The organism is Veillonella tobetsuensis, assembly GCF_002959935.1.
GTDB lineage: Bacteria > Bacillota > Negativicutes > Veillonellales > Veillonellaceae > Veillonella > Veillonella tobetsuensis.
Map to the genome: position 1 here is coordinate 303269 of NZ_PPDF01000008.1, position 13645 is coordinate 316913.

Genomic DNA, 13645 nt, shown 5'->3' on the forward strand with positions numbered 1-13645 from the left:
GATACCCTCTCCTTATATTATAAGCCGTGATATAGCGCAGCTAATGCCATTGGTATTGGACCAAATAATACGGTCAAAGCCCAAATGCCAATGCCAATATCCATTGGTATATTTAACACATGAATGCAAACCATATATGTCGCAAGGCCTAGTACTACATTTACGATTACCTTCTTTATCGTATAAAAAGCAAGCTTAAATGCAATAACAACAACTAGTATAGCTATAGCTGTCGAAGCAATAGGTGACGCGAGTAATGACGCAAGTGATACTTCCATATTATCCTTTCATTTCTTGGCGGTTTACAACGGCACCACCCAAGGTTAATTCATCAGCATATTCGATGTCACCACCTACAGGAACACCACGAGCAATACGCGTTACCTTAATGCCACTTGGAGCTAGTAGACGAGCTAAGTAGAGAGCTGTTGCTTCCCCTTCTACATCAGGATCTGTTGCAAGGATAACCTCCTGTACAACACCATCACGCAAGCGTGCGATAAGCTCTTTAACGCGAATGTCTTCGGCGCCAATGCCCTCCAACGGAGATAAAGCGCCTTCTAATACATGGTATAAACCCTTGTAATCACCACTGCGTTCAAGGGCAATGACATCACGGGATGTCTCTACCACCATAATCGTAGTTTGATCGCGATTCGGATTAGAGCAAAACTCACAAGGGTCCTGAGCGGATAAATTAAAACAGATAGAACAATGACGGGTTGCCCCTTTTGCTTCAACAATGGTATTTACCAAGCTATCCACCTCTTCTTGAGGCATTTCAACGAGATGGTATGCCAAGCGACGGGCTGATTTAGAGCCGATACCAGGCAATCTGCGCAACTGTTCTACGAGCCGTTCTAATGCATTTGTCATTTAGAATAAACCTGTTGGCAAGTTAAGACCACCTGTTACTTTGCCCATTTCTTGAGCTAACAAGTCGTCAATTTTTTTACTTGCTTCATTAACAGCAGCAGTTACCAAATCTTCAAGCATTTCTACATCTTCAGGATCAACTGCAGATGGGTTCAATTTTAAAGATTCAATCATTTTTTCGCCATTCATGACTACGGTAACTGCACCGCCACCTACAGACGCCTCTACAGTGCGAGTTTTTAACTCTTCTTGCATTTTTTGCATGTCAGCTTGCATTTTTTGAACCTTTTTCATCATGCCTGCCATATTGCCCATACCTTTACCGAACATTGTATTTCCTCCTTATAGGACTGTGAAAGTCCGTATTAACAATAAAATAATGTATCTATATTCACGATGATGTGAAAATAATCTAATATTACTCTTCAATAACCTCTACATAAATATCATGGTCTTCTGAAAGTTTTTCTAATGTTTTAGCTAACAGTGGGTTTTGTTGTTCCTCAACGCCCATATTAGATGGGTCCCACTGGTATTCACGCTTTGGGACAGCTTCTACCTCCACGGTTGCACCACTATCCATAGGGCGGTTGATCACTTCACCATCTTCAGTCATAACCTGTGTGCCATCAAGACTCATAACAGGGATTCCCCCATCATCATGAGAAGTTGGTTTAGCTATAGATGCATCAGTATCCACCTTGTTACTAGATGGCATAATCCCTTTTGCTGCTAGAGCCGCCAAAGCTGCCTGTTTAGCATCATTTCTTGCTTCAGAGCTCATAGGCTCTTTAGGCTTTATATCACTGGCAGGCGATTCTGTTCTAGTCACACTAGGCTTAGCAGTTTTGCTTGTATCACCTAGTAACTGAGCTTCTACCGGTGCTGGCGTTGCCGGTGCAACAGCTACAGACTGAGTCCGTTTGGGTGGTACTGCCTTATTGGAGCCAACACCACTCGCCGTCTTATACTCTATAAATACCTCAGTTGCAGAATCAACCACTTCTACAGACACAACATAGCCTAAAGCATATTGGAAGGCCACAGCGATTTCTTTGCGATTAGCCTCATTAGCGGCCAAATTAAGATAAAGCCCTTTTTCAAAAGCTAATACGGCCTTTTCTCTGTCTACATAAATAAGTTGTCCCTGCCCAGCAATATTTGAAGCGAAACCTCTATCACTGTCCTTTAGATATTTTATCACAGTACCATGAATGGTTCCATATTCTACTGCAGTCACCATTGTTTCTCCAATGACTGCCGTTTGGCTAATACCAGTGCTTTTTCTCTGTTGCATTGGCTTATGCGCCGTCGTTCTGCTTGGCGATGTCTTTCCTGTCATAGGTGGTGGTGTATTCCCCACCCCCACTATAGGTGGCGGCACCATTCCTTTCATAGGTGGCGGTGTCATGCCAGTCATAGAGTTTTTTGCACCCCCACTAGGCATCGACTCGGCCACACTAGGACTCGGTGTATAATTTGTTGGCACCTCATGAATCGTAACAGATTCATACTCCTCCATAGGTGGTGGGATAAAGTCATCATCTGCCAATGTTGACCGCGAAGCACTAGGCGTTGCAACAAAATTAATCGGTGCTGCTATCGTAGGGCCTTGCTGTTCCAATTTAGCCAGCCGATTCAAAACACCTTCACGAGCATCTCGCTCTGAAAGTTCCAATGCAGATAAACGTGTCTCCACATCGTCATGAACCTTAGATATACCAGCACATAGTACCAATAAACCCATTTCAATAACCGTTCGTGGATTATCCACTTGTTTCGCATCATTCATGATGGATTGTAACTGTTTAATATATTGATTAATCGTACCAAACTCAATGATTTGCGCTTGATCTAAAAACTCGTTTCGGAACGAATCATAAACCTTTAGTTCTTCTGCATCTGGTGCTACCTTGACAATTAATAAAGCCCTCAAATGCTGCGTAAGAGCCTCCATGATTTGAGCACTATCACGGCCTTCACTAAGTGCTTCTTGAATATTTTTCAACACAGCTGGACCATCCCCATTGTGTAGTGCTGTTAGGAAACGAATAATCCAATCTTTACTAACAAGACCAATTAATTCCTCTACTACAGCAGGCGTAATCTCATCACTTGCCATGCCCACACATTGGTCTAAAATACTCAACGCATCACGCAAGCCACCATCTGCATGAACTGCGATAAGCCGCGCCGCATTTGCTTCTAACGCAAAGCCTTCTTTTTCTGCTACATATTGTAAACGCTGTGCAATATCATCAGACGTAATACGTCTAAAGGTATAGCGTTGACAGCGAGATACGATTGTTACTGGTAACTTTTCAATCTCTGTAGTAGCAAAGATAAACATCACGTGATCAGGTGGTTCCTCTATGGTTTTCAATAAAGCATTCCAGGCCTCATTGGTAAGCATATGTGCTTCGTCGATGATGAATACCTTTTTACGCCCTTCTACAGGCATAAATTTGACGCTTTCACGAAGAGCGCGAATCTCATCAATACCACGATTTGATGCGGCGTCAATTTCAAGGACGTCCATAGATTGACCACTCAAAATCGATTTGCATACGCTGCATTCATTACAAGGATGATCTGTAGGGCCCTGTTCACAGTTAATGGCACGAGCAAAAATCTTGGCCATACTCGTTTTACCAGTCCCACGAGGACCTGCAAACAAATACGCATGGGCCACCTTATCCTCGCGGATAGCCCGCATCAATGTATCACTAACCTGATGCTGCCCAACTACATCGGTAAACGTCTGCGGACGATACTTGCGATATAACGCCATATATGCCATTGGAACACCCCCTTTTTCCTGTAAATTTTCTGAAAATAATAATACTTTATTATACCATATTCACGGAAATCTGACTCATTTTATAGAGTTCTATCATTAATTTATACGACCCATTTCCCTCTATCAATTAGACATAAAAAAAGCGGCCCCATAGGCCGCCTTGCAATATTCGATCACGACAGCCCCCGGGTTCCCCGTGGCACATGAAGGTTACCGCTTAGTGCTGCTACCTCTCAGTCCTGACACGATTCACAGGCCCCCATTGCACAGGCCCGAGAACTGCCATGATCCAATATTGCAATACAAATATTATACATGAAAATGCCTCTACAGTCAAAGCTATAGAGGCATTTCACATATCTTATCTAAAGAATATTCAGTAAGATTAGAAATTATTTTGCATATTTTTCTTTAAATGCAGCTAATTGTGCTTCTTCCAAGGATAAGCCTTGTTCTTTATAGCGTTCAATAGCAGCATGCATTTCTTCGTATGCTACAGGTACAACTTTTGTAAATCTGTTGACAAAGTTATTCCAGTTTTCCAGTATGTGACGGCCTTTAGCGGAGTTAGTATGCAATACGTGTTGTTCTACTAATTCTTTAATGCGTTTAAGATCATCATTATTAACAGGACGTAATTCTACGAGGCCTGTGTTTACATAACGTTCATCACAATCGAGGATGTACGCATAGCCACCGGACATACCTGCTGCGAAGTTACGACCGATTTTACCAAGTACAAGTACTTCGCCACCAGTCATGTATTCACAACCATGGTCGCCTACGCCTTCAACAACAGCAGTGATACCACTGTTACGAACCGCGAAACGTTCACCAGCTACACCATTGATGTAGGATGTACCAGATGTTGCACCATAGAAGGCAACATTACCGATAAGGATATTTTCGTCCGCTTCAAAGATGGATTTCTTAGGTGGATATACAGTAATTGTACCACCAGATAAACCTTTACCGAGGTAATCGTTCGCATCACCTTCAAGCTCCAATGTCATGCCTTTAGGGATGAAAGCACCGAAGGATTGACCAGCAGAACCTTCAAAGTTCAACTTGATTGTGTTATCTGGTAAGCCACTTTCACCATAACGACGTGTTACCTCAGAACCAACCAAGGTACCTACAACACGGTTAATGTTGTTGATAGCCAATTTAGCGCGAATTGGTTTTTGATCTTCAATAGCTGGACGGCACATACGCAAGAGCTTGGACATATCCAAGGTGCGTTCCAATTCATGATCTTGATCAGTCATGTGCATGTGACCTACAGAAGCATCAATGTACGGACGGAACAAGATACGTTTAAGGTCAACACGAGACAATTTGAAGTTATCGTCTTGAGATTTTTGACGAACAAGATCGATACGACCAACCAACTCAGCTACGGAACGAATGCCTAAGCGAGCCATAATCTCACGCAATTCACGAGCAATGAAGATCATCAAGTTTTCTACATACTCAGGTTTACCTGTGAAGCGAGCACGCAATTTTTCATCTTGTGTTGCTACGCCGTAAGGGCATGTGTTGAGATTACATACACGAGCCATTTTACAGCCTACGGCAACGAGTGGCAATGTACCAAAGCCGAATAACTCAGCACCGAGCATAGCCGCTACTGCTACGTCGAAACCTGTCATCAACTTGGAGTCTACCTCTAATTGAACGCGGTCACGCAATCTATTGAGCATCAATGTTTGATGCGTTTCTGACAAGCCTAATTCCCAAGGCACACCAGCATGTTTCACAGATGTACGGCCAGCCGCACCTGTACCACCATCGTAACCAGAAATCAAGATATTATCTGCTTTTGCTTTCGCTACACCAGCAGCGATAGTACCAACGCCCGCTTCGGATGTTAATTTAACGGAAATACGCGCATCTTTGTTGACGCATTTCAAGTCGTAAATCAACTCAGCTAAGTCTTCGATGGAGTAAATATCATGATGTGGTGGTGGAGATACGAGCTCTACGCCTGGCGTGGAGTGACGAGCTTTTGCAATTTCAGGGTATACTTTTTTGCCTGGTAATTGACCACCTTCACCCGGTTTTGCACCTTGCGCACATTTAATTTGTAACTCTTTAGCGTGAATGAGGTAGTTCGCAGTTACACCAAAACGACCAGAGGCGATCTGTTTTACTTCGGAGTTTAGGCTATCGCCGTTTGGCAATGGTTTGAAGCGAGCTACATCTTCGCCGCCCTCACCAGAGTTAGATGTAGAGCCAAGGCGGTTCATAGCGATAGCAATCGCTTCATGCGCCTCTTTACTGATGGCACCATAACTCATAGCGCCCGCTTTAAAGCGTTTTACGATAGATTCTTCAGATTCAACCTCTTCGATAGGAATGCCGCCGCCTACTGGGTAGTTCAATTCCATCAAGGAACGCAATGTAACGTGGTAATCGTTGCGAATCGCTTTAGAATATTCTTTATATTTAGCATAATCACCATTGATAAGGGATTCTTGTAAAAGATCGATAGTTTTAGGATTAAATAAATGCTCTTCCCCATCTTTTACAGGACCGTACCAACCGCCTGGTTCGAGTACAGTTTCGTCGGATTTGAAAGCACGTTCATAACGAGCCAAGGCTTCGTTTGCCACACCGCCAAGGCCTATGCCACCGATACGTGTTGGCGTATTCACGAAGAATTTGTTAATGAAGTTAGTATTCAAGCCCAAAGCTTCAAAGATTTGAGCGCCATGGTAGGAGCGAACTGTGGAAATACCCATTTTGGACATAACCTTCATGATGCCACCTACAGCAGCTTTAATATAGTTCTTTTCAGCTTGTTCTGGCGTAATATCGCCAAGGCGTTTACGAGCTTGTAAATCGCGTACAGTTTCAAGAGCCAAGTAAGGGTTGATAGCTGTTACGCCATAACCGATCAATGTACAGAAGTGATGTACTTCACGAGGTTCACCAGATTCAAGGATAAGACCGATTTCTGTACGCAATACTTTTCTGATCAAGTGATTGTGAACAGCTGCTACAGCCAATAATGCTGGAATTGGAGCATGATTTTCATCAACACCACGGTCAGATAAAATCAATACGTTTTGATCTGTACGAGCTGCTTCTTCTGCTTTAGCGCATAATTCATCTAATGCATCGCGCAAGCCTTCAGCACCCTTAGTTGGGTCAAAGAGGATTGGCAATGTAACAGATTTCATGCGACGGCAGTCTAGAGCCTTAATAGAAGCCAATTCTTGGTTTGTAAGGATTGGTGTACGCATGGACAACGCATAAGTACCAGCCTTATTAGGCTCTGTTAAGTTACCAGAGTTACCAAGCATAACCCGTGTAGATGTAACCATTTCCTCACGAATAGAGTCGATTGGAGGATTTGTTACTTGCGCGAACATTTGCTTGAAGTAGCTATATAACAATTGTGGTTTATCGGACAAGATAGCAAGTGGCGCATCGGCACCCATTGCACCTACAGGGTCTTTACCATCTTTTGCCATAGGCACGATCATACGCACAAGGTCTTCTTGAGTATACCCAAAGGCTTGTTGATTTTTGAACAAGTCTTCAACTTTTGGAATGTCGCTTTCATCAGCTTGTGTAATTTCAGACAAGTGAATAACGTGTTCTTTTACCCATTCATCATATGGTAATTCAGTAGCAACACGATGTTTGATTTCTTCGTCGGAAATGATACGTTGTTCCGCTGTATCGATGAGAAGCATTTTGCCTGGTTCCAAACGACCTTTAGCGCGGATATTTTCAGCATTCTCATTTACTACGCCTACTTCAGAGGCCATGATTACTCGGTCATCTGTTGTTACATAGTAACGAGCAGGACGCAAACCATTACGGTCAAGTACGCCACCGATAACAGTACCATCAGTGAAGCCCATAGCCGCAGGACCATCCCATGGTTCCATCATGAAGCTATTGAACTCGTAGAAGTCATGTTTTTCTTGGCTCATGAGATTGTTGCGTTCCCAAGGCTCAGGAATCATCATCATGATGGCATGAGGTAAGGAACGACCTGTCATGTGCAAGAATTCCAATGTGTTGTCGAACATAGCGGAGTCAGAACCGCTGTCATCTACTACAGGGAATACCTTTTTAATATCTGGGAATAAAGGAGATTCTGCTTTACCTTCACGAGCATTGATCCAGTTTACGTTACCACGGATTGTGTTGATTTCACCATTATGAACTAAGAAACGGTTAGGATGCGCCCGAGCCCAGCTTGGGAATGTATTCGTACTGAAACGAGAGTGAACCATAGCCAACGCAGATGTGAAATCAAGGTCGCTCAAATCGAGATAGAAATCACGCAATTGACCTGGTGTTAACATACCTTTATATACGATTGTTTTTGAGGACAAGGATGCGATATAGAAATCGCTAGATAATTCCTTGCTCAACGGGATAATACGTTTTTCCGCTAATTTACGGATTATGTATAATTTGCGTTCAAACTCTTTATTATTTGTTACATCTGGACCTTTACCGATGAGGATTTGAATCATCCAAGGGCGAATGGCAGCAGCTTCGTGACCAACCTTTGTACCATCAACTGGTACTTCACGCCAACCGAGAACAACTTGACCTTCTTCGCGTACTACCTCTTCAAAAATGCGTTTTTGCTCGTTACGGAGGCTTTCATATTTATGGGCAAAGACCATACCTACGCCGTACTCGCCTGCTACAGGCAAGTTGATACCAAGCACTTCGCATTCGCGTTTAAAGAACTCATGTGGAATTTGTACCAAAATACCGGCACCATCCCCTGTGTCCTTATCGGCACCTGCTCCACCGCGGTGCTCAAGGCGCTCTAAAATACGCAAGCCATCATCGATGATACTATGGGATTTTTTGCCTTTAATATTTACGACAAAACCCATGCCGCACGCATCTTTCTCAAATTGGCTACTGTACATGCCATTGGCTTCGAGTCTAGCCTGATCTAGACGTTGCTGCTCTATTGTGCTCTGATTCATATCCATAACGTGCACTCCTTCATATCACTTGATCAATCCAAGCACTGCGGCATCGTTCCGTTCGGTCTTGGTGAAAGTATAAATTACAAACTATCTCTAGAAAATTCTTTCTATAGCTATATTAGACTGCATATATCTCATCTAAAATTTATATTCTATAGAATTTAATGTCTATACACAGTATACCAAAGTCCACTGTAATTTGATAATATAAAAACCGCAACCTAACTTGCAGTAAAATCATAGCCGTATGCGTATTTTGTATACATAATGCAAAAATGACGACCTATTTAACTATCATAAATAGATCGTCATTTCCTATTAAAAATATGTTAGGGATGCACTAGTTTAATCTATTGAAAGATTTCTTCAAAACGAGCATCATCTATAATCGTCCCTACATAGAAATCGCTAAAGATACCATATCTAGCACTGGCCTCTTCAAAACGCATATCGTAAACGATTTTTTTGAATTGGATGTCATCATTGCTAAGGATTGTAACGCCCCATTCCCAATCATCTAAACCAACGCCACCTGTAGTGAACTCAGATAAAATCTCAAGATATGGTCTACCAGTGATACCGTGTTCACGCATCATACGGCCACGTTCTTCTTGAGGCAACATAAACCAGTTATCATTGCCTTCACGTTTTTTCGTCATATTGTAAAAGCAAATATATTTATCCTTTGGTACACATGGATATAATTTAGCATCCACCTCTGGTACATCAAGCTTTGCTTTTACATAAGCACTTACCTCTGTTACAGATGTATAAGAATATGTTTGTACAAGTACAGACGCAATAGTAAGCCGACGGAATTTGCGTTCCCATTTAGCTAACTCATCAAGAGATGGTGCCAAGATCCACAACAACAAATCCCCTTTATAACCATTTACATCATAAAAAGCATAACTGCCTTCCTTAGCTTGATGCATGGACTCTAATTCAGCCAAAAAAGCCTTTAACTCAGCACGAGCCTTCTCTTTTTCAGCCGCTTCAAAACAATTCCAAGCACTAAAATCCATAGAAAATACCATATGTTGACTATGCCAACCCTCAACAGTAGAAATTGCCTTACCCATACAATCACTCCTTTTCATACAAAATATATAAAAATAACATTTACAAATCAAAACACTTTAACAAATCAAGGCCCTAGGCCGAAGACCATTCTCCTCTAGGCTAAAGAGCCCTTGTGCTACGGTTGTTTAAAGAAATCTACAGTAGGTGAGGGATGGGTGTCAATAGGTAACCATTGTACATTCAGTATCTACTATTGTAGACGATGGATAAGCCTTCTGAAGCGACTTTAGTAGGTCGAGGCCCTTGGCCGAAGACCGTTAAGCTAGCTGGAGCTGAAGGAGGCTTATCCATCGCCGGCAACGTAGTACTTATACCAACGTCCTATTGACGCCCATACCGAACCGGCTACGTAGAATTATCTAGACAACCGTTGCACAAGTTCCTTAGCCTGTTTTACCCCATCCGGTATTCCAATCCCATCAAATGGTGTCCCAATGAGATACAAATTAGGGTAATGCTCTTTTACATGGTCTCTAACAGCTGTGATAGCAGCACGATGCCCTACATTATATTGCGGCATGCAATGAATAAGGCGATTAATCTTAATCCATTCTGGATTAGCCTCGAAATTCATAATACGTTGAATTTCATTGAGAGCCACTTCCGAAAGTTCGTCATCACTATATCGTTCTACTACATCATTACCAGGTTTACCGATAAAAACACGAAGAACAATTTTATCATCTGGTGTTGTTTGTGGCCATTTTTGATTTAGTATAGTGCAAGCTGTTAATGGAGTATCTGTTTTACGAGTAATCAACAAACCAGAGCCTTTGAGCTCACCATCAAATGTAGATTTATCAAAGGCCATAATAGCAATGGCACAACTCGATTGCTCCATGTTCCGAACTCCATCAAAGCCAGCATCATCAGTAAACCACGCTTTATATGTTGCTGGTGGCGTTGATAAAACGAGCATATCCGTTGTTACTTGTTGTCCATTTACATCAAATCGATACACAGAATCTTTATAAGATATATTAGACACGAGGGCCTCTGTTGTTAAAGTAACATTCGACGGCATTTGCTCTACAATAGCATTAATAACACTTTCAAGACCGCCCATCAATTGACGGAACATACCAGACTGTGATGCAGTACCCTTAGCAGCTTTCATAGCCCCGCTAGTCTGTGTAGATATAGACTGAGCAGCTTGCTTATTTGCAAACTGAGCATCTGTCATCGTATCTTTACCAGCACGCGGCACATCACCTACATTAGCAGCCCCTTGTGCTCCTTTAGAAACCCCCGCCTTTTGATGGCTCATCTTTGCATTAATCATGCCTTTAACCATATTTCCATATTTCTGCTCTACTTGAATAAAATGTGGGAATGTCGATAACAGACTAATCTTATAGATATCACCACCATAGATGCCCGCCAATAAAGGTTCAATTAATTTATCCATCATTTCTTGCCCTAAATGATAACGGAAAAAGTGTCCAATAGATACATCCCCATTTTCATCTAAAGAATATGGACTTTTAAAATAATCGAGCCCTGCTCGAAGTTTACCAACCCAGGAGATTAATGTAGCTTTCACAAAGGGCATCATCTCTGTAGGAATCCCCATGATAGAGCCCCCTGGAATAGGATGCATTGAGTCACGATCATATACATAGGCCTGCCCAGTTTCATTAGATACAAGAGTCTCAGCCAAGCCAAGGTCAGTAACAAGATCTGTCATTTCTGTTTTACGACTCAAATAAGAGTCCGGTCCTAACTCTACAACAAAATCATCCACCCGTTGCGTTTGAATTTTACCACCAAAGCGCGGAGCCTGTTCATAAAGTTGTATCTGCCAATCTGGCTTAGCATGTCCTAAATAATAGGCGACGGTAAGGCCTGTAAGGCCACCGCCAACAATCGTTACCTTCACTTGTTAATCCTTTCTTTAATAGCCTCAGCCATCCCCTCCATAAATAGAGCATTACCATTTGGCATCGGCACACGTTCATATACTGCACCGGTCGCCTCAACGATTCTACGACATAGGATATCATTATCATATAATATTTCCACATGATCGCTAACAAACCCAAAGGGAACACATATAATCCGTTTTGCGCCCTCTAAAAGAGCCTGTTCAATCACAGTTTCGATGGTAGGTCCTAACCACTCCCCATAAGGAGGAGCACTTTGCCACGCAGTACACCAGTAATTTAAATTTACTCGTTCCGCGATTTTCTCTGCAGCCGATGTAATGTGGAATACATAATCACCAACTGTTGTAACAGGCACACTGTGTGCCGAAAAAATACACATTGTATCAGCCTGCGTTGGATTAAGATTAGCTAATCGAGAAGACCAATATTCTATAAATTGAGATCTATCCCACCAAGACTGAATATTATCCAAAGATATATGGCTGTACTCTTGTAATATGGCTTGTAGTTTACGTTCATAAGCGCCTGTCCCCACCACAGAATAAAAAGGGGATGTAACTATACTCAAAATAGATGTATAACCTGCATCAACTATCGCCTTTATAGCTTGTTCCATGCTATGAGGCTTATGAAGATATGCCAAATATATATCTTCTACCCCCAAGAGAGTTTCAAGGGATTTCTTCTGTTGCTCTCCCATTGTTTGTAAGTTTACATTATCCCATTGTCCAATGGCATCATACCGAGCAGTTAATACCTCTAATTCACCCTCACTCGGAGCTTTCCCATGACGAATACTCGTCATATAAGGTACTAAATCCGATTTTTCACAGGGAGTTCCAAAGGACAATAGTAATATAGCCTGTTTCATATCAACGGCTTTCACGAGCCCATAATTCACGGCTCTTTTCATGGACATAGTCGGTTAACCAGTGTAATTTTGCAGGATCCGCCTCGGGAAATACGCCATGCCCTAAGTTAAATACATGTTTACCATGACGAACACCATCTAGCAAAATTTCATCTACCGCTTTAGCTATCGTTTTCGTATCAGCATACAAATAGGCTGGGTCAAGATTACCCTGTACAGTTTGTGTAACACCTCTATTCTTAGCTTCCTCAATAGAACTGCGCCAGTCTAGAGCGATAATATCAAGGGGTAGTTTAGCCCATATAGGCACGAGATGATCTGTGCCTACGCCATTCATGGCGAGTGGCAAATTAGGGAATCGGGTTTTTATTGTTGAAATAATGCGTTTCATGTGAGGGAAAATAGCTTGTTCATATTCAGCGCTATTTACGGCGCCCACCCAGGAATCAAAAATCTGTAATGCATTAGCGCCTGCATTAGCTTGCATCGACAAATAGTCAATGGACATATCCGCTAATTTTTCCATCAAACCATTCCAAATATCCGGCTCGCTAATTAACATGCCACGTGTCTTGTTATAGCTTTTTGTTGGGCCTCCTTCGATAAGGTAGGATGCAATGGTGAAAGGGGCACCGCAAAACCCTATAAGAGGTACATCAAGAACCTCTTCCGTCAATAGTTCAATGGTTTTTGCAATGTAGTCCACCTTCGTTGGATCGAATTGATGCAACCGTTCAATATCCCCCATACAACGAATCGGCGTATCAAAAACAGGTCCTACGCCTGGTTTAATATCAACATTTACACCAATAGCCACCATAGGACTCATAATATCCTTATAAAGAATCGCCGCATCAACGCCATATTCTTTTACTGGTAACTCCGTAACTTGTGCACATAGTTCTGGTTGTTTCGTAATTTCGAACAATGTGTACTTTTCTTTAATCTTACGGTAGGCAGCTTGACTGCGCCCAGCTTGGCGCATATACCACACTGGTGTTACACCAGGATTATTTCCCTGAATCATATCTAAATAAGCAGTATTCAAACCTCCACCCCTTTCTATAAAACATGTACATACATCGATTTAAGATATTTCTCTATTAAAGTGTACTCCAAAAGTAATGAATATGCAAAGCCACTTATTATCTATGTC

At 42.1% G+C, this 13645-nt stretch carries 9 protein-coding genes and 1 other RNA gene; all 10 read right to left on the minus strand.

Going from position 1 to position 13645, the window contains the following annotated elements; genetic code table 11:
- Positions 1-17: 17 nt before the first annotated feature.
- The 10 genes from VTHSUH11_RS04590 to hemE all read right to left on the minus strand — a co-directional run bounded on the left by VTHSUH11_RS04590 (position 18) and on the right by hemE (position 13537).
- Positions 18-278, minus strand: a complete 261-nt coding sequence (locus VTHSUH11_RS04590; RefSeq protein ID WP_105092783.1) for a hypothetical protein — start codon at positions 276-278, stop codon at positions 18-20.
- A 1-nt stretch (position 279) separates the two neighbouring features.
- On the minus strand, positions 280-876 hold the full coding sequence (gene recR, locus VTHSUH11_RS04595; protein ID WP_059364128.1) for a recombination mediator RecR: 597 nt from the start codon (positions 874-876) through the stop codon (positions 280-282).
- The gene (locus VTHSUH11_RS04600; RefSeq protein ID WP_059364130.1) at positions 877-1206 is read right to left on the minus strand and encodes a YbaB/EbfC family nucleoid-associated protein; all 330 of its coding nucleotides are present in this window, start codon (positions 1204-1206) and stop codon (positions 877-879) included.
- 88 nt (positions 1207-1294) lie between these two features.
- Positions 1295-3676 (minus strand): DNA polymerase III subunit gamma/tau, encoded by a 2382-nt coding sequence (gene dnaX / locus VTHSUH11_RS04605; protein WP_105092784.1) that lies wholly within the window; start codon positions 3674-3676, stop codon positions 1295-1297.
- Between the two features lie 179 nt (positions 3677-3855).
- Positions 3856-3955: signal recognition particle sRNA small type (gene ffs / locus VTHSUH11_RS04610), an RNA gene on the minus strand.
- 113 nt (positions 3956-4068) lie between these two features.
- Positions 4069-8652 (minus strand): glutamate synthase large subunit, encoded by a 4584-nt coding sequence (gltB, locus tag VTHSUH11_RS04615; RefSeq protein WP_105092785.1) that lies wholly within the window; start codon positions 8650-8652, stop codon positions 4069-4071.
- A 347-nt stretch (positions 8653-8999) separates the two neighbouring features.
- Positions 9000-9731 carry a hydrogen peroxide-dependent heme synthase gene (gene hemQ, locus VTHSUH11_RS04620; RefSeq protein WP_105092786.1) on the minus strand — a complete coding sequence of 244 codons (732 nt, stop codon included), beginning with the start codon at positions 9729-9731 and terminating at the stop codon, positions 9000-9002.
- Between the two features lie 356 nt (positions 9732-10087).
- A complete protein-coding gene (gene hemG, locus VTHSUH11_RS04625) occupies positions 10088-11611 on the minus strand; it encodes a protoporphyrinogen oxidase (RefSeq protein ID WP_105092787.1) in 1524 nt (507 codons plus the stop codon).
- On the minus strand, positions 11608-12537 hold the full coding sequence (gene hemH, locus VTHSUH11_RS04630; RefSeq protein WP_244899983.1) for a ferrochelatase: 930 nt from the start codon (positions 12535-12537) through the stop codon (positions 11608-11610). The genes hemG and hemH overlap by 4 nt, the downstream gene beginning before the upstream one ends.
- A complete protein-coding gene (gene hemE, locus VTHSUH11_RS04635) occupies positions 12491-13537 on the minus strand; it encodes a uroporphyrinogen decarboxylase (protein ID WP_105092789.1) in 1047 nt (348 codons plus the stop codon). Before hemE ends, hemH begins: the two co-directional genes overlap by 47 nt.
- Positions 13538-13645 lie beyond the last annotated feature (108 nt).

Bases quoted from the DNA above. Each gene is read 5' to 3' on its own strand.
- dnaX (WP_105092784.1), bottom strand. From the start codon at position 3,676: ATGGCATATATGGCGTTATATCGCAAGTATCGTCCGCAGACGTTTACC.
- recR (WP_059364128.1), bottom strand. From the start codon at position 876: ATGACAAATGCATTAGAACGGCTCGTAGAACAGTTGCGCAGATTGCCT.
- VTHSUH11_RS04600 (WP_059364130.1), bottom strand. From the start codon at position 1,206: ATGTTCGGTAAAGGTATGGGCAATATGGCAGGCATGATGAAAAAGGTT.
- gltB (WP_105092785.1), bottom strand. From the start codon at position 8,652: ATGGATATGAATCAGAGCACAATAGAGCAGCAACGTCTAGATCAGGCT.
- hemH (WP_244899983.1), bottom strand. From the start codon at position 12,537: ATGTCCATGAAAAGAGCCGTGAATTATGGGCTCGTGAAAGCCGTTGAT.
- hemQ (WP_105092786.1), bottom strand. From the start codon at position 9,731: ATGGGTAAGGCAATTTCTACTGTTGAGGGTTGGCATAGTCAACATATG.
- VTHSUH11_RS04590 (WP_105092783.1), bottom strand. From the start codon at position 278: ATGGAAGTATCACTTGCGTCATTACTCGCGTCACCTATTGCTTCGACA.